28 protein-coding genes, 1 tRNA gene and 1 pseudogene are annotated in these 22,294 nt (G+C 58.9%); 19 read left to right on the top strand and 11 right to left on the bottom strand.

Annotation, left to right across the window (positions count from 1 at the left end; translation table 11 throughout):
* Nucleotides 1-97: 97 nt before the first annotated feature.
* The 4 genes from AC0L4F_RS11325 to AC0L4F_RS11310 all read right to left on the bottom strand — a co-directional run bounded on the left by AC0L4F_RS11325 (nt 98) and on the right by AC0L4F_RS11310 (nt 3,660).
* Nucleotides 98-232: a hypothetical protein gene (locus AC0L4F_RS11325; protein ID WP_280520555.1), complete on the bottom strand. Its 135-nt coding sequence runs from the start codon at nt 230-232 to the stop codon at nt 98-100.
* Nucleotides 229-1,464, bottom strand: coding sequence for an MATE family efflux transporter (locus AC0L4F_RS11320; RefSeq protein WP_244688462.1), 1,236 nt, complete (start codon nt 1,462-1,464; stop codon nt 229-231). Before AC0L4F_RS11320 ends, AC0L4F_RS11325 begins: the two co-directional genes overlap by 4 nt.
* 170 nt (nt 1,465-1,634) lie before the next feature.
* Entirely contained in the window at nt 1,635-2,327 is a 693-nt protein-coding gene (locus tag AC0L4F_RS11315; RefSeq protein WP_244688460.1) for a GntR family transcriptional regulator, read from the bottom strand.
* Between the two features lie 70 nt (nt 2,328-2,397).
* Nucleotides 2,398-3,660, bottom strand: a complete 1,263-nt coding sequence (locus AC0L4F_RS11310) for an enolase C-terminal domain-like protein (protein WP_244688457.1) — start codon at nt 3,658-3,660, stop codon at nt 2,398-2,400.
* Nucleotides 3,661-3,857: 197 nt separating this feature from the next.
* Between AC0L4F_RS11310 and AC0L4F_RS11305 the strand changes: the two genes are divergently transcribed.
* The 8 genes from AC0L4F_RS11305 (at nt 3,858) to AC0L4F_RS11270 (ending at nt 13,098) form a co-directional block, all read left to right on the top strand.
* A complete protein-coding gene (locus AC0L4F_RS11305) occupies nt 3,858-4,961 on the top strand; it encodes an ABC transporter ATP-binding protein (protein ID WP_244688455.1) in 1,104 nt (367 codons plus the stop codon).
* Nucleotides 4,958-5,962 carry an ABC transporter permease gene (locus AC0L4F_RS11300; protein ID WP_244688453.1) on the top strand — a complete coding sequence of 335 codons (1,005 nt, stop codon included), beginning with the start codon at nt 4,958-4,960 and terminating at the stop codon, nt 5,960-5,962. Before AC0L4F_RS11305 ends, AC0L4F_RS11300 begins: the two co-directional genes overlap by 4 nt.
* Nucleotides 5,963-6,027: 65 nt before the next feature.
* Nucleotides 6,028-6,861: a carbohydrate ABC transporter permease gene (locus AC0L4F_RS11295; protein WP_244688451.1), complete on the top strand. Its 834-nt coding sequence runs from the start codon at nt 6,028-6,030 to the stop codon at nt 6,859-6,861.
* 108 nt (nt 6,862-6,969) lie between these two features.
* Nucleotides 6,970-8,538: a type 2 periplasmic-binding domain-containing protein gene (locus AC0L4F_RS11290; protein ID WP_244688449.1), complete on the top strand. Its 1,569-nt coding sequence runs from the start codon at nt 6,970-6,972 to the stop codon at nt 8,536-8,538.
* A gap of 86 nt (nt 8,539-8,624) precedes the next feature.
* Nucleotides 8,625-10,943 carry a DUF4962 domain-containing protein gene (locus AC0L4F_RS11285; RefSeq protein ID WP_244688447.1) on the top strand — a complete coding sequence of 773 codons (2,319 nt, stop codon included), beginning with the start codon at nt 8,625-8,627 and terminating at the stop codon, nt 10,941-10,943.
* Nucleotides 10,944-10,986: 43 nt separating this feature from the next.
* Entirely contained in the window at nt 10,987-11,319 is a 333-nt protein-coding gene (locus AC0L4F_RS11280; protein WP_244688444.1) for a cupin domain-containing protein, read from the top strand.
* 38 nt (nt 11,320-11,357) lie between these two features.
* The gene (locus AC0L4F_RS11275) at nt 11,358-12,239 is read left to right on the top strand and encodes an NAD(P)-dependent oxidoreductase (protein ID WP_244688442.1); all 882 of its coding nucleotides are present in this window, start codon (nt 11,358-11,360) and stop codon (nt 12,237-12,239) included.
* A 115-nt stretch (nt 12,240-12,354) separates the two neighbouring features.
* The gene (locus AC0L4F_RS11270) at nt 12,355-13,098 is read left to right on the top strand and encodes an SDR family NAD(P)-dependent oxidoreductase (protein ID WP_244688440.1); all 744 of its coding nucleotides are present in this window, start codon (nt 12,355-12,357) and stop codon (nt 13,096-13,098) included.
* 32 nt (nt 13,099-13,130) lie between these two features.
* On the opposite strand, the gene AC0L4F_RS11265 is transcribed toward AC0L4F_RS11270, so the two are convergent.
* Nucleotides 13,131-13,442, bottom strand: coding sequence for a cupin domain-containing protein (locus tag AC0L4F_RS11265; protein ID WP_244688438.1), 312 nt, complete (start codon nt 13,440-13,442; stop codon nt 13,131-13,133).
* A gap of 243 nt (nt 13,443-13,685) precedes the next feature.
* Nucleotides 13,686-13,761, bottom strand: a tRNA-Trp gene (locus AC0L4F_RS11260).
* A gap of 475 nt (nt 13,762-14,236) precedes the next feature.
* Here AC0L4F_RS11260 and AC0L4F_RS11255 point away from each other — a divergent pair.
* From AC0L4F_RS11255 to AC0L4F_RS11220, 8 genes are all read left to right on the top strand, one after another.
* Nucleotides 14,237-14,470, top strand: coding sequence for a hypothetical protein (locus AC0L4F_RS11255; RefSeq protein ID WP_244688434.1), 234 nt, complete (start codon nt 14,237-14,239; stop codon nt 14,468-14,470).
* Between the two features lie 71 nt (nt 14,471-14,541).
* Nucleotides 14,542-14,775 (top strand): hypothetical protein, encoded by a 234-nt coding sequence (locus tag AC0L4F_RS11250; protein WP_244688436.1) that lies wholly within the window; start codon nt 14,542-14,544, stop codon nt 14,773-14,775.
* Nucleotides 14,776-14,846: 71 nt separating this feature from the next.
* On the top strand, nt 14,847-15,080 hold the full coding sequence (locus AC0L4F_RS11245) for a hypothetical protein (RefSeq protein WP_244688436.1): 234 nt from the start codon (nt 14,847-14,849) through the stop codon (nt 15,078-15,080).
* A 71-nt stretch (nt 15,081-15,151) separates the two neighbouring features.
* The gene (locus AC0L4F_RS11240) at nt 15,152-15,385 is read left to right on the top strand and encodes a hypothetical protein (RefSeq protein ID WP_244688434.1); all 234 of its coding nucleotides are present in this window, start codon (nt 15,152-15,154) and stop codon (nt 15,383-15,385) included.
* Between the two features lie 71 nt (nt 15,386-15,456).
* The gene (locus AC0L4F_RS11235) at nt 15,457-15,690 is read left to right on the top strand and encodes a hypothetical protein (protein WP_244688436.1); all 234 of its coding nucleotides are present in this window, start codon (nt 15,457-15,459) and stop codon (nt 15,688-15,690) included.
* Nucleotides 15,691-15,761: 71 nt separating this feature from the next.
* Nucleotides 15,762-15,995, top strand: coding sequence for a hypothetical protein (locus AC0L4F_RS11230; protein ID WP_244688436.1), 234 nt, complete (start codon nt 15,762-15,764; stop codon nt 15,993-15,995).
* A 71-nt stretch (nt 15,996-16,066) separates the two neighbouring features.
* Nucleotides 16,067-16,300 (top strand): hypothetical protein, encoded by a 234-nt coding sequence (locus tag AC0L4F_RS11225; RefSeq protein WP_244688434.1) that lies wholly within the window; start codon nt 16,067-16,069, stop codon nt 16,298-16,300.
* Between the two features lie 71 nt (nt 16,301-16,371).
* Complete coding sequence (locus AC0L4F_RS11220) at nt 16,372-16,605, top strand: hypothetical protein (protein ID WP_244688434.1); 234 nt, start codon at nt 16,372-16,374, stop codon at nt 16,603-16,605.
* Nucleotides 16,606-16,867: 262 nt separating this feature from the next.
* On the opposite strand, the gene rpsU is transcribed toward AC0L4F_RS11220, so the two are convergent.
* Nucleotides 16,868-17,074, bottom strand: a complete 207-nt coding sequence (rpsU, locus tag AC0L4F_RS11215; protein ID WP_008207378.1) for a 30S ribosomal protein S21 — start codon at nt 17,072-17,074, stop codon at nt 16,868-16,870.
* Nucleotides 17,075-17,189: 115 nt separating this feature from the next.
* On the opposite strand from rpsU, the gene AC0L4F_RS11210 reads away from it, so the two are divergent.
* From AC0L4F_RS11210 to AC0L4F_RS11200, 3 genes and pseudogenes are all read left to right on the top strand, one after another.
* Nucleotides 17,190-17,876 (top strand): COQ9 family protein, encoded by a 687-nt coding sequence (locus AC0L4F_RS11210; protein WP_244688431.1) that lies wholly within the window; start codon nt 17,190-17,192, stop codon nt 17,874-17,876.
* Between the two features lie 10 nt (nt 17,877-17,886).
* Nucleotides 17,887-18,872 (top strand): annotated as a pseudogene (locus AC0L4F_RS11205) (NAD(P)H-quinone oxidoreductase).
* The gene (locus tag AC0L4F_RS11200) at nt 18,869-19,543 is read left to right on the top strand and encodes a class I SAM-dependent methyltransferase (RefSeq protein WP_244688429.1); all 675 of its coding nucleotides are present in this window, start codon (nt 18,869-18,871) and stop codon (nt 19,541-19,543) included. Before AC0L4F_RS11205 ends, AC0L4F_RS11200 begins: the two are co-directional and overlap by 4 nt.
* A gap of 116 nt (nt 19,544-19,659) precedes the next feature.
* Here AC0L4F_RS11200 and AC0L4F_RS11195 read toward each other — a convergent pair whose 3' ends face one another.
* The 4 genes from AC0L4F_RS11195 to AC0L4F_RS11180 form a co-directional block, all read right to left on the bottom strand.
* The gene (locus AC0L4F_RS11195; protein ID WP_244688427.1) at nt 19,660-20,097 is read right to left on the bottom strand and encodes a hypothetical protein; all 438 of its coding nucleotides are present in this window, start codon (nt 20,095-20,097) and stop codon (nt 19,660-19,662) included.
* A complete protein-coding gene (locus tag AC0L4F_RS11190) occupies nt 20,097-20,282 on the bottom strand; it encodes a hypothetical protein (RefSeq protein WP_244688425.1) in 186 nt (61 codons plus the stop codon). Before AC0L4F_RS11190 ends, AC0L4F_RS11195 begins: the two co-directional genes overlap by 1 nt.
* Before the next feature lie 222 nt (nt 20,283-20,504).
* Complete coding sequence (locus AC0L4F_RS11185) at nt 20,505-21,404, bottom strand: SHOCT domain-containing protein (protein ID WP_244688423.1); 900 nt, start codon at nt 21,402-21,404, stop codon at nt 20,505-20,507.
* Between the two features lie 128 nt (nt 21,405-21,532).
* Entirely contained in the window at nt 21,533-22,180 is a 648-nt protein-coding gene (locus tag AC0L4F_RS11180; protein WP_442920398.1) for a ribonuclease T2 family protein, read from the bottom strand.
* Between the last annotated feature and the right edge of the window lie 114 nt (nt 22,181-22,294).

The following is a 22,294-nucleotide window of genomic DNA, read 5'->3' as shown; positions in this document are numbered from 1 at the left end:
TTAAATCGGGCAATCCACGCGTCTGGGCCCACGACAGCCCGAAAATTAATCATCTGCCAGGTCAGACGAGCGCAGACAGGACGACTTTAACCCGTGTCTAGGTCTCGTCAATTGGGCCACGTTTCCAATCGCCCCGGTACATCCGGGTGTGGAATGGCGGGAATTTCACCAATTCCTCGAACAGCAACAAGGAAAAGATCCAAAAGACCGAGAGATCCAGCCACAAGATCATGATCGCGGTGACCGGCACCCGGAACAACCATTGTGACCAAATGAAAACATGCATGACATAGATGGTTTCCCCCCGGCCCGCAGGCTGTTGCCGCAGATCGCATTTGACCCTTTGGGAAAGGGCAGAAGCAAGAGCACGGGCAGAAAGCTGAACAATGTGGCGCGCGTGTCCGGGTGCAGGTTGGCATAGATTTGCCCGGACGACAGGCAGATCACAAGATAGAACGCCGCCACAACCGCCGCCGCGATAAAGGCCCCGCGCCATGCCCCACGCAGGAACCGGTCCAGATCAGCCTCGGCAACCTTGCGCCCCAAAAGCTGGGCCACGATGATGCCGGTCGCCTGCGCCCAGGAAATGCCGAATGTACCGGCAACCTGAACCCAGGGCAGGATAAGTGTCATGGCCGCAAATTGATTGACCGACAGAGTGGCATACAACAGACCGCACACGCTGTTGGCGGTGGTGGCGCTGACGAATGTGGCGGCAATCGGCAGCGAAAATACCAGATGCCGGCGCAGGGACGCCACAAAGGTGCCATTGCGCCAACCGCTGACAGTCAGAAAGCCGCCGGTCTTGCGCCACAGGCAGATCGCCAGAAAACCGACCTGAAGGACCGCAGCAATTGCACTGCCCCATGCCGCGCCGACCACGCCCAGCGCCGGAAGTCCGAAATGCCCGTGAATCAGCACCACGCTGGCGCCCACATTGACCGGCACCGCCAACAAGTAGCTGTAAAGCGGCAACCGCGTGTCACCGCAGCCATTGAAAAAGCTGCTCAGACATTGGCCGACCGCCTCGCCCAGAATGACAATGGCAAACACCGTCAGATAGCTGCGCGCCTGGGCATTCACCCAAGGATCATGCGCCAGGGCGTCGATCATCGCTCCGCCCGCCAGTGCAAGGATCAAAAGCCCGCCCAAGGTGACAACCAGATTGATCGTCAAACCGGAATAGAGCGCCGATTTCAAAAACGCAGCTTCGCCAGAGCCAAAGGCCTGGGCCACCCGGATCTGTGTGGCATTGGCAAAGGAAAAAATCACCCCCAGAAGCAGCCCGGCAATCGCCGCCGCCAGCCCCAGAACCGCGACGGCAACTTCGCCCAGCGACGACACCAGCCAGGCGTCGATGACGACGATGCCGTGCAACATGATCGCCTTGATCGTCATCGGCCAAGCCAAATTGAACACCGCAGCCGTTGACGGCGCAGCTGCTAAGGGTCGCGTGTCAGTCATATTCGGAACATTTCCGGTGCAATGGATGCGCCTGTTAACCAGGATAAACGCTCATCGTCACAACCCGCAGCCCAATGGGCGCGCGACCTGTGACATCATAAAAAGTCAAGCTGTCAGTATCTGGTATTCCAGTTGACCAGAGAGGTCAACCACCGGGCACCGGGCCGGAATTAATGTGTCATCGGCTCAAAATAATCGGCATTGGATTGGGTGATCGACGCGATTGTCGCATCCAGCCGCGACAGATGCAGCATACCCATGTCCACCGCCGCCTGGGCATCGCCGCTTTTGACGGCCTTGGCCATTTCTTCGTGATCCGCCAGCAATTCGGGCATCCGCGATTCCTTGGACAGACCAAGCATGCACAACCGGTCGACCTTGGCCTTTTCGGATGAGATCACCTCAAATGCGAAATCAACCTTGGCGATCTCGCAAAGCGCCTGATGGAAATCGTAATCCAACACGCCAAAGGCCTCATAATCATTGTCCTCGATCGCGCGGCGTTGGCGCGCGATATGGATGTCCAGCCGCGATGCGCCAATATCGTCGCAATTTGCGGCAGCACGGCGCAGCACCTCGGCCTCGACAGAGGCACGGACAAAGCGGCTTTTTTCGATTTCGCGAATGGAAAACCGGCGCACTTCGGTGGCGCGCTGCGGACGGATCAAAAGCAGATCAAGATTGGCCAATCGGCTAAAGGCATCCCGCACCGGCTGGCGCGACACACCGAATTTCGTTGCGATGTCAGCCTCTGACAGTTTGTCGCCAGGGCGCAACGCAAGCGTGGCAATCTGATCATACAGATCGTCAAATATGGCGTCCACAGTGGTTCTGCGTTCACCCACGTGATTGACCTGTGCCATCTCGATTCCTCCTGATAACGGCTAGATAGCCATGTTTCGCCTTAATATCCAGTTGCCTTGGCGGCTGTTTTTACCACCGTGGCACCTGGCGCACATAGTTCGGGATGTATTTCAACATCTCGTCGGTATCGTCGCGGTCGCGCACCATCGCCCGCTCATAGAGATCATGTAGTTCCGCGACCGCAGCATGATCCAGCTCAACGCCCAGCCCCGGCCCCTCGGGCACTTGCACAGTGCCGTTGCGGAAAACAGGTCGCCCACCTTTGACGATTTCCTTGCTCGACCAGGGATAATGCGTGTCACAATCATAGGTCAGATTTGGGGTCGCCGCCGCCACATGGCACATGGCCGCCAATGAAATCCCCAGATGCGAATTGGAATGCATCGACACGCCCAGCCCCGCCGCGCGACACATGTCGCCCAGTTGCACCGCACCCGTCGCCCCGCGCCAGTAGTGATGGTCCGACAGGACAATCTGCACCGCATCCTTTTTGACTGCTTCAAAGATCTCTTCGAATTCGACCACCACTAGGTTGGTCGCCAGCGGCATATCGGTCTGGGCCGACAATTCCGCCATGGCCTCCATGCCGCGACAGGGATCTTCGAGATATTCCAGAACGCCCCCCTCGACACCGCCAAGATCCTTGATCACCTTCAGCGCCGTTGGCACGGTCCAGGCCCCCATCGGATCAATCCGCAAAGGATGATGCGGAAAGGTCTCGCGCAGTTTCAACATGGTTTCGACTTCGAGATCGGGCTCAAGAACGCCGCCCTTCAGCTTCAGAGATTTGAAACCGTATTGGCCGACAAACTCCTGGGCCTGCGCCACAAGCGCATCCGGCGTCATCACTTCGCCCATGATATCGGGGCCAAAGGTGGTGTCCTGCTTTTCGAATTTGAAGAAAAGATAGCCGCCAAAGCTGATCGTCTTGCGCGTCGCCCCGCCGAGAAGTTCGTATATTGGCCGCCCGACCTCCTTGCCGCGCAAATCAAGGCAGGCGATTTCAAACGCAGAATAGACCACATCCACCACCTTGTGATCGGCCAGGGCGGTCAGGGCATTGATCCCGCCCGCATCCGGCAGCGCCGCTTCGATCCGGCGGCGCAGATCGCGCAGGTCATAGGGGTCCAGCCCCTCCAGCCGCGCCTGCACCGCGCGCAACCCATCCAAGGTCCGCGCCGCGCCATATGTTTCGGCAAGGCCGACAAGGCCGGTATCGGTCTTCACCTGAATGACCGACCGCAGAAACACCGATTGGTGCACGCCCTTGGTATTGGCCAGCGGCACATCCGGGATGGCGATTGGCGTGACGATAACTTCGGTGATTTTCATGGCATTTCCTCCGTCCCGGACCGGACGCCTCCCTCATTTGCGACTCTCATGTTTATACTAGTATTCCAGATTACTTACTAGTATACCAGATGAAAGTTTCAGCGAATCGCATCACTCGGCTCACGGCATGAGGCCGCGATCAGGGTGAGCGACCGCAGGGCCATCGGCCGGTTGCGGGTCAATTGGAGGGAGGGGACATGTCAGGGGTTCGTTTAGAGGGCATCGTAAAGGCCTATGGTGCGGTTCAGGTGGTCCATGGGATCGACCTGGAAGTACAGGAAAAGGAATTTGTCGTTTTGGTCGGTCCGTCCGGCTGCGGAAAATCCACAACCTTGCGGATGATCGCGGGGCTGGAAGAGATTTCCGACGGCGACCTGACAATTGACGACCGGCATGTGAACCGGGTTGCACCCAAGGATCGCGATGTGGCGATGGTGTTCCAGAACTACGCGCTTTATCCGCATCTGAACGTCGCCGACAATATCGCCTTTGGTCTGCGTATCCGCAAGGAAAGCAAGGAAACCATCGCCTCTTCTGTCGAAGAGGTTGGCGGCATCCTTGGCCTGACACCGTATCTTGAACGTCGTCCGGCGGACCTGTCGGGCGGTCAGCGCCAGCGGGTCGCCATGGGCCGTGCCATCGTGCGCCGCCCCAAGGTGTTCCTGTTCGATGAACCCCTGTCCAACCTTGATGCCAAGCTGCGGACCCAGATGCGGGCGGAAATCAAACGCCTGCACAAGCGTCTCGGCGTCACCTCGATCTATGTGACCCACGACCAGGTCGAAGCGATGACCCTGGCCGACCGCATCGTCGTCATGCACGACGGCCGGATCGAACAGATCGGCAGCCCGATGGACCTGTTCCTGAATCCGAAAAACACCTTTGTCGCCGGGTTCCTGGGGTCGCCGCCAATGAACATGGTCAAGGCCACCATCGCCGCCGGCGATCAGGGCCCTGTCGCCGAATTCGACGGCCAGCGCGTCCAGCTTCAGCAGATCCCGGCACTGACCAACGCCGTCGGCCTGGAAGTGATCCTGGGCATCCGCCCGGAATTCGTGTCGGTTGCGGATCAAAACGACCCGAACCTTGTCGGGCTGGACATCGACCTGGTGGAAACACTGGGCTCCGAGGCACTGATCCATGCCAGCCTGCAGGGTGAACCCTTTGTCATCCGCACCGATACCGTCGGCCAGATGCACATTCTGGACGGCATCAAGGGTTTCACCATCGAACCGAACCTCGTCAAGGTCTTCGACGCCAAAACCGGCGAGGCGCTGCCCGGGCAGGTGCTGGAACAATGAGCAACGATCCCAATTTCACCGGTGCCGGGGGGCCAACGACCGAAGAACTTGTCTTCGATGCAAAGGAAGCCCAGCGCCGCCGCAAGCCCAGCACAATGCAGCGGGTCGGCGATCACATGAAACGGGAATGGCAGCTCTATGTCATGCTGGTCCCGACGATCCTCTGGCTCGTGATCTTTCTCTACAAACCGATGTACGGGCTTCAGATCGCCTTCAAGGATTATTCGATCTTCCGCGGCGTGGCGAACAGCCCCTGGATCGGGCTGGAGCATTTCCAGACCCTGTTCGGCAATGACCAGTTCATTCGCGCCCTGCGCAACACGATCATCATCAGCTTCTATGGCCTGATCTTCGGCTTTCCCATGCCGATCCTTCTGGCGCTGATGTTCAACGAGATCCTGAAGCAGACCTTCAAGAAGACGGCCCAGACCATCGTCTATCTGCCGCACTTCGTCTCTTCGGTGATCATCGCCGGTATCGTGATCACGGCCTTTTCCCCAAGTGCGGGCATCGTCAACACCTTCCTTGGGGCGCTGGGGGTCGATCCGATCTACTTCCTGACCAAGCCTGAATGGTTCCGTCCGATCTTTGTCGGCACCGGTATCTGGCAAGAGGCAGGGTTCCAGTCGATCGTCTATCTCGCGGCCATCGCGGGGGTCTCTCCGACGCTCTATGAATCCGCTGTGGTCGATGGTGCCAGCCGCTGGCAGATGATGTGGAAGATCACATTGCCGTCGATCCTTCCGACCATCATCATCATGCTCATCATCCGCATCGGCAACATGCTGGAGGTCAGCTTCGAGATGATCATCCTGCTCTATCAGCCGGCCACATATGAGACCGCCGACGTCGTGAACACCTTCATCTATCGCCAGGGTATCCAGGGCGGCCAGTACGACCTTGCCGCAGCAGCGGGCCTGTTCAACGCGGTGGTGGCCTTTGTGCTGGTGATGACGGCGAACGCAATCTCCAAGCGCTATTCGCGCACGTCGCTCTGGTAAGGGGGGGAACCAGTCATGACCAACATGAATCTCTCTATTCACGTGGCGACAAGATGTTCGTCATCATGAACATGGTCCTCATCGGATTGTTCACCCTCTCGACCCTCTACCCGTTCATCTACATCGCATCACTGTCGATGAGCACCGGGTTCGAGGCACGGGCCGGCAATGTGATCCTGACCCCGGTCGGCTTCACGCTGGAGGCCTACAAACAGGTGCTGAGCGAGCCGCTGTTCTGGTCGTCGTACATGAACACGTTCATCTACACGATCGGCGGCACGATCATGAGCCTGCTGTTCATCATCCCCGGCGCCTATGCCCTGTCCAAGCCCCAGCTTTACGGGCGTCGGTTCTGGAACCTGGTGGTGGCCTTTACCATGTGGTTCAACGCAGGCCTGATCCCGTTCTTCCTGAACATGCGGGACCTCGGGCTCCTGGACAGCTACCTCGGCATTATCATCGGCTTTGCGGTCAACGGCTTCAACATCATCCTTTTGCGCAACTTCTTTGAGGGCATTCCGCAATCCTTCGAAGAGGCGGCGCGGATGGACGGCGCCAACGAATTCCAGGTTCTCTGGAAGGTCTACATGCCGCTGTCAAAGCCCGCGATTGCCACGGTAGCCCTGTTCTGCATCGTCTCGCGCTGGAACGGCTTCTTCTGGGCCATGGTGCTTTTGCAGGACGAAGAGAAGATCCCGCTTCAGGTCTATCTGCGCAAAGTCATCGTCGAGCTTTCCGACGACGAGGAATTTGCAACCAGCCTGCTGACTGCGGCCTATTCGGTCGAAACCGTGACCGCCGCGATCATCGTCTGCTCGATCATCCCGATCCTGCTTATCTATCCCTTCCTCCAGAAATATTTCAGCAAGGGCATCCTGCTGGGCGGTGTGAAGGAATGACGGACCCGGGACAGCGCAATCGTGAATGCGCCGTCCCCCAAGATCACCTTCGGGCCCTCGCGGGCCCCAAGGGTACCAAAATTTGAATTTCGCAAAAGGGAGGACACCATGCGAACTTTGAAACTGGCAGCCGCTGCCATCCTCGGAACCACCGCACTGACAGCCCCGGCACTTGCCGAAGGCCATCTGCCCATCGTGGACGAGCCGCTGGAACTGACAATCCACATGCACTGGGCCCGCGCCCAGGGATATGGCCCCGGCGGTGACACATCGAAGATCTATCCGGTCGAGGAAGTGGCACGGGAGAAGACCAACGTCCATCTGATCGACAAGACATCCGGCCGCAACTCGACCGATCAGTCCGAAGCGATGAACCTGCTTCTGGCCACCGGCAACCTGCCCGACATCGTCGGCGGTGCGAAGATCAAGCAGCCGGTCAACGAATACGGCCCCCAGGGTGCGTTCCAGCCGCTGAACGAGCTGGTTGACGAACATGCGCCCAACATCAAGGCATGGTTCGACGAGCACCCGGACATCTGGAAAGCGATCCAGGCCTTTGACGGCAATGTCTATTACATTCCCTACCTGCCCGACGGCAAATATGCCCGCGCCTGGTTTGTCCGTCAGGACTGGCTCGATGCGCTGGGTCTGGAACAGCCCGACAACGTGGACGAGCTTCATGACGTGCTGGTGGCCTTCCGCGACCAGGATCCCAACGGCAACGGCGAAAAGGACGAAATCCCCTTCTTCGTGCGCGACTGGGAAGAAGTTCTGCGTCTTTTGAACCTCTGGGATGCACGCTCGACCGGGGCGGATGTCTATCACCAGTTCTACATCAAGGACGGCAAGGTTGTTCACCCCTACGCACAGGAAGCGTATCGTGACGGTCTGGCCAATATCGCCGACTGGTACGCAGAGGGCCTGATCGACGCAGAGGTCTTTACCCGTGGTTCTTCGGCCCGCGACTACCTGCTGGGTGAAAACCTGGGCGGCATGACGCATGACTGGTTTGCCTCCACCTCTGGCTACAACATCGCGCTGGCCGACAAGGTCGACGGCTTCAACTTCATCCCGTTCCTGCCGCCGAAATCGGTGAGCGGTCAGCGGATCGAAGAAAACCGTCGTATCCCGATGAAGCCCGATGGCTGGGCGATCAGCTTCTCGAACGAGCATCCTGTCGAGACCATCAAATACTTTGACTACTGGTTCTCGGAAGAAGGCGCACTGCTGGCCAACTTCGGTGTCGAGGGCAAGACCTGGGACATGGTCGACGGCGAGCCGGTCTACAAGGACGAGGTCCTGAATTCCGGTCAGCCGGTCAACAGCCAGATGTATCTGGAAGGCGCGCAGGTCTATCGCGGCTATCCGCAGGACTACCGCTATGAATGGCAGTGGACCCGCGACAGTGCCCGCAAGGGGATCGAACTGTACGACACCCAGGATCTGCTGGTTGAACAGTTCCTCGGCGTGGCCTTCAACGAAGATGAACAGACCGTCTTTGACAAATACTACCCGTCGATCGAGACCTACATGCTGGAACGTCAGCAGGCCTGGATCCTTGGCACCGGCGACATCCAGGAAGACTGGGATGACTACGTGGCTGCCTTGAACAAGATGGGCTACGAAGACGTTCTCGAAGTCATGAACTCGGCCTACGAACGCCAGTACGGCGGCTAAGCCCCCCTCCTCCCGATATGACAAGGGTGCGGCCGATCCTCGGCCGCACCACCCCCCCTTTTATACCCAAAAGAAAGACCTGACCGATGCCCGGCGCCGCAGTCCTTCCCACGCTCGATGAACCCAAAACCGGTCGCCTGACGATCCAATACGCGCCCGACGCCACCAGTGAGATCACCGAGAATCCGCCGCGCTTTACCTGGTTGCCCGTCATCGAAGACGAGGCGCAATACGTGCTGCGCATCTCGACCGATCCGAATTTCGGCAACGACACACGGGTCTTTGCCAATATCCCGCTGAATTTCTTCACCCCCGATGTGGCGCTGGAGCCCGGGCAATATCACTGGGCCTATGCGGTCTGTGACGACGCCGGCGCACCCGCCTCGGGCTGGAGCAGCACCCGCAGCTTCACCATCACCGACACATTGCCAAAGACCCCGCTGCCAACGCGCAAGCAACGCTTTGCCAAATCGCCGCAAAGCCACCCGCGCCTGTGGTTGAACGCCGATCGTCTGGCCACCTTCCGCGATGCGGTAAAGGCCGATGCAGATCACTGCACATGGGCGAATTTCTATGACAAATCCGTCCTGCCCTGGATGGACCGTGACATCACGCCGGAACCTGCGGGCTATCCCGGACACCAACGCACCGCCCCGGTCTGGCGTCAGACCTACATCGACCTTCAGGAGGTGATGTATGCCATTCGCCACCTCGCCATCGGCGGTCAGGTGACGCAAGACGCCGCCATGCTGGCCCGCGCCAAGGAATGGTTGTTGTCAGTTGCCGAATGGGATCCGATGGGCACCACCAGCCGTGCCTATACAGATGAGTGGGCGTATCGGGTCTGTAATGCACTGGCCTGGGGCTATGACTGGCTGCACGACCAGATGGACGAAGACGAACGCGCCAAGGTACGCGCGGCCCTGAAGGAACGCACCCGCGACATTGCCGAACATGCGATCATCAACGCCAAGATCCACCTGTTCCCCTATGACAGCCATGCGGTGCGCTCGGTTTCGCTGACCCTTGTGCCGGCGCTGATTGCGTTGCTGGGCGAAGATGAAGACGACGAGGCCCGCGACTGGCTCAACTATTGCATCGAATTCCTTGCCACCGTCTATTCCCCCTGGGGCGACAGCGACGGCGGCTGGGCGGAGGGTACAAATTACTGGATGATGGGCATGGCCTATCTGATCGAGGCCGCCAACCGGATCAAATCCTTTACCGGCATCGACCTGTATGAGCGCCCCTTCTTCCGCAACACCGGGGATTTCCCGCTGTTCTGCAAGGCGCCGAACACCCGCCGCGCCACATTTGGTGATAACTCGACACAGGGCGATCTGCCCTGCATCAAGACCGGGATCAACCTGCGCCAATACGCGGGCGTCACCGGCAATGGTGCCTATCAATGGTATCACGAGGAACTCGCCCGGCTGAACCCCGGCACCGAAGGCGCCTTTTATAACTGGGGCTGGTGGGACACCAATTTCGACGAACTGACCTACCTCACCGATTTCCCCGAGGTCGAGGCCAGCGATCCGCCCTCTGGCATGTGCCATTTCAAGGGGATCGGCTGGGTCGGTATCCAGCACGAAATGGCCAACCCGGACAAACATGTTCAGTTTGTCTTCAAATCCAGCAAATTCGGCTCGATCAGCCACAGCCACGGCGACCAGAACGCGTTCTGCATGGCCGCCTATGGCGAAGACATGGCGATCCAGTCGGGGTACTATGTGGCGTTCAATTCCACCATGCACCGCGAATGGCGCCGCCAGACCCGGTCCAAGAACGCCATCCTGATCAACGGCAAGGGCCAGTACGCCGAAAAGGACAAGGCCAAGGCGATGGCCGCAACCGGCAAGATCCTGGCCGCCGAAGAACATGACGATCACGTCTATATCAAAGGCGATGCCACAGCGGCCTATCAATCGCTCTCGCCCGAGGTGACGCTGGCCGAACGCGAAATCTATTTCGTGCGCGGCAGCTATTTCGTGATCGTCGACAAGGTCGATGCCAGCGAACCGGTCACCATCGACTGGCTTCTGCATGCCAATCAACCTTACGATCTGGGCAAAACCTCGTTCCGCAACACCGGACAAAAGGCGGGCTTCTACGGCCAGGTCGTCTGGTCCGAGGCGGGCAAACCCGAACTGACACAGGTCACCGGTTTCCCCGGCGTTGACCCGGCGGATTACGCGGGACTGCCAGAAAGCACTTGCCTGCACGCGCAATACCCGGCAGCCACGCGTCACCGGATTGCGACATTGCTGGTGCCATATCGTCTGGAAGAACCGAAACGGATTTTCAACTTCATGGATGACCAGGGCTATGATGCCGACCTGTATTTCACCGACGCGGACGAAAACACGTTCAAAGTAGTGATGAAAAAGCTGGCCAATACCTGATCCGCCATATCGGCGCAGACCAAACACGACCCGGAGACCCAAGATGACCGTAAAGAACTACTTTCCCGGCAAAGAGAACAAACTGTTCGACGCCGGTGGCGGGCTGACCCGCAAGGTGGCGGCCTATAACAACAACGCAATGTGTGTCGAAGTCCATTTCGACACCGGCACCGTGGCCGCGCGCCATCACCACCCACACGAACAGATCACCTATGTGATCTCGGGCAAGTTCGAGTTCACCGTCGGCGATGACACTTACATCGTGTCTGCCGGGAACTCTCTCTATAAACAGCCCAACATCGAACATGGCGCGACCTGTCTTGAGGCAGGCACGCTTTTGGATATCTTCACGCCTCACCGCGAAGATTTCCTCTGAACCAACACAAATACAGAATACCAAAGGGAGAACACGGCATGACCAAACCTGTCATCGGTTTCATCGGCCTCGGCCTCATGGGCGGCAACATGGTCGAAAACCTTCAGAAACGGGGCTACGAACTCGTTGTCATGGACCTCAACAAGGACGCCGTGCAGACCGTCTTTGACCGTGGCAATGCCAAAGCGGCCACCTCGCCCAAGGAATTGGCCGAAGCCAGCGACATCGTGATGTTGTGCCTGACCACCTCGGAGGTGGTTGAAAAGCTCGTCTATGGCGACAACGGCATTCTGGCCGGCATCAAAGAGGGCGCGACGCTGATCGACTTCGGCACCTCGATCCCGGCCTCGACCCGCAAGATTGGCGCCGATCTGGCCGCCAAAGGCGCAGGTATGGTTGACGCACCGCTGGGCCGCACCCCGGCACATGCCAAGGACGGCTTGCTCAACATCATGGCGGCGGGCGACAAGGCGACCTTTGAAAAGGTCAAACCGGTGCTCGACGAACAGGGCGAAAACGTCTTCTACCTCGGCGCGCTGGGGGCCGGTCACACCACCAAGCTGATCAACAACTTCATGGGCATGACCACCGTCTGCACCATGAGCCAAGCCTTTGCCGTGGCCGATCGTGCCGGTGTTGATCGCGCGCAGCTCTATGAGATCATGTCGACCGGCCCGTCGAATTCGCCCTTCATGGGGTTCTGCAAGAACTACGCCGTGGACGGTGTCAGTGATCTGGGCTTCTCGATCAACAATGCCAACAAGGATCTGGGGTACTTCCTGAAGATGGCCGAGGATCTGGGCACACGGGCCGAGATTGCCGAAGGCACCTCAAACAACCTGCAAGCAGCTGTTGACGCGGGCAAGGGTGACGGCAATGTGCCGGAAATCTTTGACTACTTCCTGACACTGAACAAATAACCAGACTTGGCACCAGCGCCGCCTGTCGGCGCTGGTCCAACACGCCGTCCCCCCAAAAAAATTCCGCCCAATACCCCCGGCCCAAAAACCGGCCAGGCGCAACAGAGGACAGACCATGAAGCTTCAGGGAAAAACAGCCATCGTCACCGGTGGCGGACGTGACATCGGGCGCGCCTGTGCTGTGCGTCTGGCGCAAGAAGGCGCAAATGTCGCAATCAACTATTTTGCCTCCAGCGCCGGTGCCGAAGAAACCGTCGCGGAAATCACCGCCGCCGGCGGCAAGGCGATTGCGGTTCAGGGCGATCTGTCAACCGAAGCAGGCGTCGCGACGCTGGTGGACAAAACCGTGGCTGAATTCGGATCGGTCGATGTTCTGGTCAACAACACCGGCGGGCTGATCGCCCGCAAGACCATCGCCGAAATGCCGTTGGCGCATTGGAATGCGGTGATGGATCTGAACCTGACCAGCACCTTTCTGATGATCAAGGCCTGCCTGCCCCATATGAAAACCGGTGCCATCGTCAATATCGCAAGCCAGGCCGCCCGCGACGGCGGTGGGCCGGGCTCTATTGCCTATGCCACGTCCAAGGGAGCAATCATGACCATGACCCGCGGGTTGGCAAAGGAGCTTGGCCCGGATATCCGCGTCAACGGTCTTTGCCCCGGTATGGTGGACACGGATTTCCACAATATCCACACCAAAGACGAAGTCCGCCGCGGTTTCGAAGCCGCAGCCCCGGTCAAACGCCAGGGCGTGCCGATGGACGTCGCCAATCTGGTGGCCTTCCTCGCCAATGACGAATCCGGCTTCATGACCGGCACCAATCTGGACATCAATGGCGGCGTGGTCTTTAGCTGATCACACCGCGTTTGCGCCCCGCTGACCCTCTGTCAGAGAAAATCATCGCGGCGGGGCGTGAAGCAATCGACCAATGTGCCGGGTTCAAGGCACACACAGCCGTGTTCGGCATTTGACGGCACGACAAAACTGTCCCCTTGGGCCACTTCGGTCACCACACCTTCGACTGTGAACCGGAACCGGCCACTTTCGACATAGGTGGATTGAACGTGGGGATGGTTGTGCAACGCGCCCTCTGCCCCGGTCGCGCCAAAGCGAAACGCTACAACCATCAGGTCCGGGTGATCCGACAAAACCTGTCGTTTGACGTTCTCGCTCGCGTCAATGACGGGAAATCCACTCATCTTCGGTGTCTCCTGCATGAGAAAGTTCAGCGCGGCTGACTTGGCGACCGCTGTTATCCAATAACATGCCGCCAAAGATGATTTCCAATACCGTTTTTCACCGCAAGATCCCCTGTGGGGGCCGTCGACGCATGGCCAATGCGATTGCGCCTGCTTCACATAGGGAACCAGAGCGGCAGAAATTTTGGAAATTGGGGTGTTTTACTGTTCCACTGGTGTGGAACCGGCACAATGTGCGGAAAATGGCAGGGGCACCAGGGTTCGAACCCGGGACCTACGGTTTTGGAGACCGTCGCTCTACCAGCTGAGCTATACCCCTAAGGCCGGGTGTTCGGATACAACCGCATCAACATGAAATCAAGAGCGTTTTTACTGAAATGTTGTTCACGCGACATCCTTTTACGATCACGCAGATCCGATCAAAACATCGCCGTTGTTCACCGCACCGTGAGATTTGATTTCACCCGGCCATGTGCACAAAAGCACAACAAATGTTTACTCTTTGCACGACATTTCCAATTCAGAAATTTTGCCGCGTTCCCGTGTGATTTCGCGCTGAAAGCCCGCAACAAATTCCCTGAAAACAAAGGCTTTGGAGGGGGGCTAGGAAGCCGGACCGCAATCGTCAAGCACACCTTTTGGTGAGCGGCCGTGTGCATTTGCGTGATTTGAGTTCTCCGGGCTGTGGGCCCAGATGCTGTGTTGTCGGAAGCGACCACCGACGGAAAGACACACAGTCTTCGTAAGACAGACAGTCCCACACCGGGACCATAGAGAACAAAAGGAACAGAATTATGAAAAACATCATCGCAATCACCGCCCTCGCCCTGGCTGGCTTCGCAACAACCGCATCCGCCATGACCCAGTCGACCACCGGCAACCTGCAGCAAATCGAACGCTATGCACCGAATGCCGATCTGTCGAACCTCAGCGACGAGCGCGTGGCTCTGATCCTGGCGACAATCCACTCCGGCGACAACGACAGCGAAGTTCGTTCGACCGTCCGTTCGCTCGTGGCCGGCAGCTAAGCTGACAGCCTGATCTGACCGCTCAATCCAATTCGGGCCCAAGGCCCAGACATCGAAAATAGGAGACTATCATGAAAAACATCATCGCAATCACCGCCCTCGCCCTGGCTGGCTTCGCAACAACCGCATCCGCCATGACACAGTCGACCACCGGCAACCTGCAGCAAATCGAACGTTATGCACCGAATGCCGATCTTTCGAACCTCAGCGACGAGCGTGTAGCTCTGATCCTGGCGACAATCCACTCCGGCGACAGCGACAGCGAAGTCCGTTCGACCGTCCGTTCGCTCGTAGCCGGCAGCTAAGCTGACAGCCTGATCTGACAGCTAAATCCAATTCGGGCCCAAGGCCCAGACATCGAAAATAGGAGACTACCATGAAAAACATCATCGCAATCACCGCCCTCGCCCTGGCTGGCTTCGCAACAACCGCATCCGCCATGACACAGTCGACCACCGGCAACCTGCAGCAAATCGAACGCTATGCACCAAATGCCGATCTGTCGAACCTCAGCGACGAGCGTGTGGCTCTGATCCTGGCGACAATCCACTCCGGCGACAGCGACAGCGAAGTCCGTTCGACCGTCCGTTCGCTCGTGGCCGGCAGCTAAGCTGACAGCCTGATCTGACAGCTCAATCCAATTCGGGCCCAAGGCCCAGACATCGAAAATAGGAGACTACCATGAAAAACATCATCGCAATCACCGCCCTCGCCCTGGCTGGCTTCGCAACAACCGCCTCCGCCATGACACAGTCGACCACCGGCAACCTGCAGCAAATCGAACGCTATGCACCGAATGCCGATCTGTCGAACCTCAGCGACGAGCGTGTGGCTCTGATCCTGGCGACAATCCACTCCGGCGACAACGACAGCGAAGTTCGTTCGACCGTCCGTTCGCTCGTGGCCGGCAGCTAAGCTGACAGCCTGATCTGACCGCTCAATCCAATTCGGGCCCAAGGCCCAGACATCGAAAATAGGAGACTAACATGAAAAATATCATCGCAATCACCGCCCTCGCCCTGGCTGGCTTCGCAACAACCGCCTCTGCCATGACCCAATCGACCACCGGCAACCTGCAGCAAATCGAACGCTATGCACCGAATGCCGACCTGTCGAACCTCAGCGACGAGCGTGTAGCTCTGATCCTGGCGACAATCCACTCCGGCGACAGCGACAGCGAAGTCCGTTCGACCGTCCGTTCGCTCGTAGCCGGCAGCTAAGCTGACAGCCTGATCTGACAGCTAAATCCAATTCGGGCCCAAGGCCCAGACATCGAAAATAGGAGACTACCATGAAAAACATCATCGCAATCACCGCCCTCGCCCTGGCTGGCTTCGCAACAACCGCATCCGCCATGACACAGTCGACCACCGGCAACCTGCAGCAAATCGAACGCTATGCACCAAATGCCGATCTGTCGAACCTCAGCGACGAGCGTGTGGCTCTGATCCTGGCGACAATCCACTCCGGCGACAGCGACAGCGAAGTCCGTTCGACCGTCCGTTCGCTCGTAGCCGGCAGCTAAGCTGACAGCCTGATCTGACAGCTCAATCCAATTCGGGCCCAAGGCCCAGACATCGAAAATAGGAGACTACCATGAAAAACATCATCGCAATCACCGCCCTCGCCCTGGCTGGCTTCGCAACAACCGCCTCCGCCATGACACAGTCGACCACCGGCAACCTGCAGCAAATCGAACGCTATGCACCGAATGCCGATCTGTCGAACCTCAGCGACGAGCGTGTGGCTCTGATCCTGGCGACAATCCACTCCGGCGACAACGACAGCGAAGTTCGTTCGACCGTCCGTTCGCTCGTGGCCGGCAGCTAAGCTGACAGCCTGATCTGACCGCTCAATCCAATTCGGGCCCAAGGCCCAGACATCGAAAATAGGAGACTAACATGAAAAATATCATCGCAATCACCGCCCTCGCCCTGGCTGGCTTCGCAACAACCGCCTCTGCCATGACCCAATCGACCACCGGCAACCTGCAGCAAATCGAACGCTATGCACCGAATGCCGATCTGTCGAACCTCAGCGACGAGCGTGTGGCTCTGATCCTGGCGACAATCCACTCCGGCGACAACGACAGCGAAGTTCGTTCGACCGTCCGTTCGCTCGTCGCCGGCAGCTAAGCTGACCCCTACGACCCGCGCTGAACGCGCATTGTCTTGCCGGAGCAATTCGGCGTGACCGACAGACCGGCCTCAAGGCCGGTCTTTCTAATTTGGCCCCCGGAACATCCAGGGGCATTCAGGGGTATTGTTGGCCCCATGGCCCATTGGCCCGCAGCGCACACACCAAAGGTGTGATTTCAAATTTTACCCCCCAAAAACGACAAACCCCCGAAGCGGCTGCCCGGGGGTCGTCTTACTTTGTGTCCAAAGCTGGAAATGCTTAGAGCATCCCTTCGCGCTGGGCTTTCTTACGTGCCAGTTTCCGGGCACGGCGGATCGCTTCAGCTTTCTCGCGCGCTTTTTTCTCGGACGGCTTCTCGAAATGTTGCTTGAGCTTCATTTCACGAAAAACGCCTTCACGCTGCAGCTTTTTCTTCAGGGCACGAAGCGCCTGATCGACATTGTTGTCGCGAACACTAACCTGCATGTGGTTTTCACCACCTTTCTAAGTTGAAGTTGCAAGGATTTGCAGGAGTGCGCCGTATAGCAAAGCCCGAATGACTTGTCTACTATTGCCTGTGACAGGCACAGGAGGGTGTGACATGACCGACCCGAAGGAAAAATTGCTGGACGCGGCCCTGGCGCATGTGGCGTTTGACGGCTGGGGCGACGACACATTCCGGGCCGCGATCGAGGACAGCGGTGTCAATGAAACCGTGGCCCACGCCATTTGTCCGCGCGGCGCGGTCGATCTGGCGCTGGCGTTTCATCGGCGCGGCGATGCCGCCATGGTGGCGCGGTTGCACAGCACAGATCTGGCGGGCATGCGGTTTCGCGACCGGATCGCATTTGCGGTGCGCGCCCGGCTGGAGGCGGTCACCGACAAAGAGGCGGTGCGCCGCGGCACGACACTGTTTTCGCTGCCCCATCATGCGGCAGACGGTGCGCGGGCGATCTGGGACACCTGTGACGCGATCTGGACCACATTGGGCGACACTTCGGACGATGTGAACTGGTACACGAAACGCGCGACCCTCAGCGCGGTTTACGGCGCGACAGTGCTGTATTGGCTGGGCGATGACACGCCGGACCACAGCGCCACCTGGGCATTTCTGGACCGCCGGATTGACAATGTGATGCAGGTCGAGAAGCTGAAGGCACAGGTGCAGGAACACCCGCTGCTGTCGAAATTGATGGCGGGGCCCAACGCGGTTCTGGCGAATATTCGCGCGCCTCAAATGCCCGACGACCTGCCCGGTCGGTGGACACAGCGCAGCAGTGATACATAGAGGACAGCAGATGAGCGAAACGATGTTGGCGGTGGAAATCACCGAACCCGGCGGGCCGGACGTGCTAAAAACAACCAGCCGCCCCCGCCCCGCCCCGCGCGCGGATGAGGTGGTGATTGTGTGGCCTGGGCCGGGGTGAACCGCCCTGATGCGCTGCAACGTGCCGGCAAATATGCCCCGCCGCCGACGGCCAGCGATCTCCCGGGGCTTGAGGCCTCTGGCGAGGTTGTGGCGCTTGGCGATGGCGTCAGCGACTGGCAGATCGGCGATCAGGTCTGTGCGCTGTTGCCCGGCGGTGGATATGCCGAATATGTCGCCACCCCGGCGGCGCATTGCCTGCCGGTGCCCAAGGGGATGGACCTGCGCGAAGCGGCCTGTTTGCCGGAAACATTCTTTACCGTCTGGTCCAATGTTTTCATGCGCGGCGGATTGCACGCAGGAGAGCGGTTTCTGGTGCATGGCGGATCATCCGGCATCGGCACCACCGCGATCCAGCTGGCCAACCACTTTGGCGCGCGGGTGTTTGCCACGGCCGGATCGGCAGAGAAGTGCAAGGCCTGTCGCGATCTGGGCGCGGAACAGGCGATCAACTATCGCGAGGCGGATTTTGTCGAGGTTCTGCGCGCCGAGGGCGGCGCCGATCTGATCCTTGATATGGTGGGCGGCGATTACATCCCCCGCAACCTAAAGGCGCTGGCCGATGAAGGCCGTTTGGTGCAGATCGCCTTCTTGCAGGGACCAAAGGCCGAGGTGAATTTCGCGCCATTGATGATGCGGCGCCAGACCATCACCGGATCCACCCTGCGGCCGCAATCCGATCTGGCAAAGGCCCGTATCGCCGCCGCATTGCGCGAACAGGTCTGGCCATTGCTGGACGCGGGCCGCATTGCCCCGGTGATGGACAGCGAATTTCCATTGACCGATGCCGCCGCCGCCCATGCCCGCATGGAGGCCAGCAATCACATTGGCAAAATCGTGTTGAAGGTGCGTTCATGAGCGAAGACCAACCCGAACGCGTGACGCCGCTGACCCTGCTTCAGGAACATGCGGTCCGCGACAGTTTCGAAACATTTCTGCCGCATATGTCCGCATCGATGCTCTATCCGCGCAAGGCGTGGCTGCGGAAATACTGTGTGAAACAGGCACTGGCGGCGCATGGCATCGCGGGGCTTTACGCGGAATTTGGTGTCTGGCGCGGGCATGGCGTCAACCTGTTTGCGCGCATGCTGACCGAGGCAGGTGGCCATGTCACCGGCTTTGACAGTTTCGAGGGGCTGGAAGAAGACTGGACCGGCCACGCCAAAGGCGGCGAAACCGGTCGTTATGACCTGGGCGGGGTGCTGCCAGAGGTGCGGCCCAATGTGACGCTGGTCAAGGGCTGGGTGCAGGACACCGTGCCGGGCTGGTTGGCCCAACAGGGCGATGCGCCCTTTGCGCTGGCGCATTTCGACATGGACACCTATACGCCCACGGCCTTTGTGCTGCGGGAAATCCGGTCACGGTTGGTGGCGGGCACGGTGATCCTGTTTGACGAGCTTTACGGCTATCCCGGCTGGCGCCATCACGAATACAAAGCCCTGCAAGAGGTCTTGCCGGACGACAGTTATCGCTTTGTCGGCTTTTCGGAACAGGCGGTTGCCATCCAGATGCTGCGGGCGCCGGAATAACCGGGCGGATCCCTTTGCGCCCGAAACGAACCGTCTGACGCTGGCAGACATCAAAGATTTCGGGCGCGCCAGATGATGCAGAAACACGGCCCCCGCCCGCGGCGGCGGGCACGCGCTCAGGCCAGCGCCGCGCCATTGTTGGCTTCGGCATCAGCCGTACGGCGCGCCTGACGCTGCTGCGCGGTCCAGATCACCATCCCGACCTGCGGCTCGATCAGGGCAATCAGCGCCGCCATGCGCCCGGAAATACGGCGACGGCGGGACAATCCCATACGGGACATGAACGACCGGACCTCTACCGCCGAAAGCGGCGAAGCGGCGGCGTCTTCGACGGTGATGTCAAACCGCACCCGCCCCATCAGAAGATCCCGGCACAACGCCCGGATGTCCGCGCTGCGCAACCGAAGGGCGTCGCATCGTGACCAGGCATCCCGCGCCCGATCAAAGGCCATCGCCGGGTCATGGCCCACCGCATGAAACGCCAACGGGCGCTGCACATGGGTGATCAGCCAGATAATCTGGCCATCTTCGGTCAGACCCCGCCGGGCCATCATCAACCCACAATCCAGTTCACGGCAAAGGAATTGTCGACCCACATCCGAACCCAGCTTTCGTTGTGCCGTTCGATGTCACCGGGGGTCTGTTTGAAACCGGGAAATTCGGCAGAGAACAACTTGCGTTCCACTGCGAGACGCGCCTTGCGCTCTGCCGCTTTTTTGGTGCTGAAAATTTGTCGCATGAATCACCTCGTAAAAACGAACATCGCGCCAAACAGTGGAAATCTGACTAACAAACAAAAAGCACACGGCGCGATGCCCATGGGTGACAGAATGCCCTTTGCCGTTGCGTCACACCAGTCAGGGATTCCCGACCCCCGGCCCGGTTGCCACCGTGAAAATGCACAACGCCGCCCCTTTTCAGGCGCGGCGCAGCAGTATTCATTTGGCTATTGGCGTCTGGATCACAGACGTGACAACAGTTCCGCTTTCTTGGTCTCGAACTCGGACTCGGACAATATGCCGCCCTGCTTCAACTCAGCAAGTTTCTGGATCAATGCAATGATCTGACCTGAATCGACGCCGCTGCCGACCGGGGGCTCAGATGCCGGTGCCGATTGCGGCAGATCCATCGCTGGGGAAAACGACGTCGCGTCCGGCATGGCCGGCTGGGCATAGTTGTCTTCCATCGGGGCTGGTTGGTTCGTCATCGGCGCTTGTTGCGGGGTCTGTTGCGGGGTCTGTTGCCCCATGTCACCGCCCAAGGACACACGTGGCAAATCCGCAACCCGGACCAGACCATATTGGCTGGTAAATGTCACCGATTGATCGCCGCTTTGCTGCTGCGAAAAGCCAGAGATATTGTGATCGCCGATGTCGAAAACTTCGATGCCACGGCCGATATCAATCGCCAGACGGCGGGTCTGGGGAAATACGGCGTAGCGCATATTGTTTTGTGAGCCAGAGGACGACGGCGCCCCCAATTCGGCGGGCCAGGGTTCCGCATAACCGGATCCGGACACAAACAGGCTGGTACCGTTGCCCTGGGACTGACTTTGCGACGACATCGGCTGCGCCGCAGGCATCGGCGCGAACATCTGGTTGTTGGCCAATGCATTCGAAAGCTCGTTGCACAGCGAGTCCACAGTGGCCTTCAGGCCATTATTGAACATGTCGCCAATCATGATCATTCCGCCCATCGACCACTGGCCCATCCCGCCAAGTTCCGGGTGATTGAACTGGGCCTGGGTGCCATGGCCATTGTTCACCGAAATCAAAAGCGATTCGATTGCGTCGGTCGATTTGCCATAGCGGCCTGCTATGTCGTTGATAAGTCTTTGGCCTTCGGGTGTCAGACGTGACATCTCAACTTTCCATATATCACTGATGTGCGGGGTGCACGAAAGCGCACCTAACACTTTGCGACCGACGCCGCTACATCCGAATTTTCGCCTAAAATTACGCCGCAAAAGCGCATAAAATATGGGCGAAATCAGCGGATCGGCGTGAACATCGCATCGGTCATTCGGCAGTCGCGGATCACGTCACGGCCACAGGGGACCGGGCGCAATTCCTTGGACAGGCAAACGCGCGCTTCCTGAATATGACCATCCTTGCAGGTGATGGTGATCATGTCTGCTTCCAAGTTCGGATTGGCCTGTAAAAACGCTTCTTCGACCACCGATGCCGGAATTTTCACCGCCTTATCCAGCTTGCGAAAGATCTCGGGGCGGGTGATCGCCGCATAGGCGTCGCGCGAGGCGCGGAAATAGCCCGCCGCCGACAACCCCGAGCAAACGCCATGTTTTTTCCACTGATACCAGGCAAGCCCGGCCGTGCCCATGATGTCAGCCATATCGCCGGTCATGCCCCGCGACGGCGCGCGTTCCACCGTCGGGCAGTACGACGGCCAGCCACGGTGAAACTGTGGCCACAGCCCATGCAACGTCCAGCCGAAATCATGCCGCGCCTCACATTGCTCTGATGCCTTTGCATCCCCTTCAAGCGCGCACCAATTCGGCGACCAGCTGAGCGCGAGCACGTAATAATCAAATTCACCCGATTTTTCACCATCGGCCGCAGCCGGGATTGGCAGCAAACCAGCCATACAGAACAACAGACACAAAGCAATCAAACGCATTTTCACTTCCCTTTCCGGCTTGACGCCACTATATAGCCCCCCAGTTCCCCGACAACGGAAACCGTCCCGGCCCCGCCAGGACAGCCCATCCAGGCGCCGGGAGAGATTTGTTCT

Source organism: Marinovum sp. J2-8, from assembly GCF_055808435.1.
This window is presented reverse-complemented; position numbering and strand designations above follow the sequence as displayed.

Bases quoted from the DNA above. Each gene is read 5' to 3' on its own strand.
- AC0L4F_RS11185 (WP_244688423.1), bottom strand. From the start codon at position 21,404: ATGTCACGTCTGACACCCGAAGGCCAAAGACTTATCAACGACATAGCA.
- AC0L4F_RS11280 (WP_244688444.1), top strand. From the start codon at position 10,987: ATGACCGTAAAGAACTACTTTCCCGGCAAAGAGAACAAACTGTTCGAC.
- AC0L4F_RS11320 (WP_244688462.1), bottom strand. From the start codon at position 1,464: ATGACTGACACGCGACCCTTAGCAGCTGCGCCGTCAACGGCTGCGGTG.
- AC0L4F_RS11240 (WP_244688434.1), top strand. From the start codon at position 15,152: ATGAAAAACATCATCGCAATCACCGCCCTCGCCCTGGCTGGCTTCGCA.
- AC0L4F_RS11225 (WP_244688434.1), top strand. From the start codon at position 16,067: ATGAAAAACATCATCGCAATCACCGCCCTCGCCCTGGCTGGCTTCGCA.
- AC0L4F_RS11210 (WP_244688431.1), top strand. From the start codon at position 17,190: ATGACCGACCCGAAGGAAAAATTGCTGGACGCGGCCCTGGCGCATGTG.
- AC0L4F_RS11200 (WP_244688429.1), top strand. From the start codon at position 18,869: ATGAGCGAAGACCAACCCGAACGCGTGACGCCGCTGACCCTGCTTCAG.
- AC0L4F_RS11230 (WP_244688436.1), top strand. From the start codon at position 15,762: ATGAAAAACATCATCGCAATCACCGCCCTCGCCCTGGCTGGCTTCGCA.
- AC0L4F_RS11235 (WP_244688436.1), top strand. From the start codon at position 15,457: ATGAAAAATATCATCGCAATCACCGCCCTCGCCCTGGCTGGCTTCGCA.
- AC0L4F_RS11190 (WP_244688425.1), bottom strand. From the start codon at position 20,282: ATGCGACAAATTTTCAGCACCAAAAAAGCGGCAGAGCGCAAGGCGCGT.
- AC0L4F_RS11290 (WP_244688449.1), top strand. From the start codon at position 6,970: ATGCGAACTTTGAAACTGGCAGCCGCTGCCATCCTCGGAACCACCGCA.
- rpsU (WP_008207378.1), bottom strand. From the start codon at position 17,074: ATGCAGGTTAGTGTTCGCGACAACAATGTCGATCAGGCGCTTCGTGCC.
- AC0L4F_RS11285 (WP_244688447.1), top strand. From the start codon at position 8,625: ATGCCCGGCGCCGCAGTCCTTCCCACGCTCGATGAACCCAAAACCGGT.
- AC0L4F_RS11305 (WP_244688455.1), top strand. From the start codon at position 3,858: ATGTCAGGGGTTCGTTTAGAGGGCATCGTAAAGGCCTATGGTGCGGTT.
- AC0L4F_RS11325 (WP_280520555.1), bottom strand. From the start codon at position 232: ATGATCTTGTGGCTGGATCTCTCGGTCTTTTGGATCTTTTCCTTGTTG.
- AC0L4F_RS11295 (WP_244688451.1), top strand. From the start codon at position 6,028: ATGAACATGGTCCTCATCGGATTGTTCACCCTCTCGACCCTCTACCCG.
- AC0L4F_RS11315 (WP_244688460.1), bottom strand. From the start codon at position 2,327: ATGGCACAGGTCAATCACGTGGGTGAACGCAGAACCACTGTGGACGCC.
- AC0L4F_RS11265 (WP_244688438.1), bottom strand. From the start codon at position 13,442: ATGAGTGGATTTCCCGTCATTGACGCGAGCGAGAACGTCAAACGACAG.
- AC0L4F_RS11270 (WP_244688440.1), top strand. From the start codon at position 12,355: ATGAAGCTTCAGGGAAAAACAGCCATCGTCACCGGTGGCGGACGTGAC.
- AC0L4F_RS11180 (WP_442920398.1), bottom strand. From the start codon at position 22,180: ATGCGTTTGATTGCTTTGTGTCTGTTGTTCTGTATGGCTGGTTTGCTG.
- AC0L4F_RS11255 (WP_244688434.1), top strand. From the start codon at position 14,237: ATGAAAAACATCATCGCAATCACCGCCCTCGCCCTGGCTGGCTTCGCA.
- AC0L4F_RS11275 (WP_244688442.1), top strand. From the start codon at position 11,358: ATGACCAAACCTGTCATCGGTTTCATCGGCCTCGGCCTCATGGGCGGC.
- AC0L4F_RS11245 (WP_244688436.1), top strand. From the start codon at position 14,847: ATGAAAAACATCATCGCAATCACCGCCCTCGCCCTGGCTGGCTTCGCA.
- AC0L4F_RS11300 (WP_244688453.1), top strand. From the start codon at position 4,958: ATGAGCAACGATCCCAATTTCACCGGTGCCGGGGGGCCAACGACCGAA.
- AC0L4F_RS11310 (WP_244688457.1), bottom strand. From the start codon at position 3,660: ATGAAAATCACCGAAGTTATCGTCACGCCAATCGCCATCCCGGATGTG.
- AC0L4F_RS11195 (WP_244688427.1), bottom strand. From the start codon at position 20,097: ATGATGGCCCGGCGGGGTCTGACCGAAGATGGCCAGATTATCTGGCTG.
- AC0L4F_RS11220 (WP_244688434.1), top strand. From the start codon at position 16,372: ATGAAAAATATCATCGCAATCACCGCCCTCGCCCTGGCTGGCTTCGCA.
- AC0L4F_RS11250 (WP_244688436.1), top strand. From the start codon at position 14,542: ATGAAAAACATCATCGCAATCACCGCCCTCGCCCTGGCTGGCTTCGCA.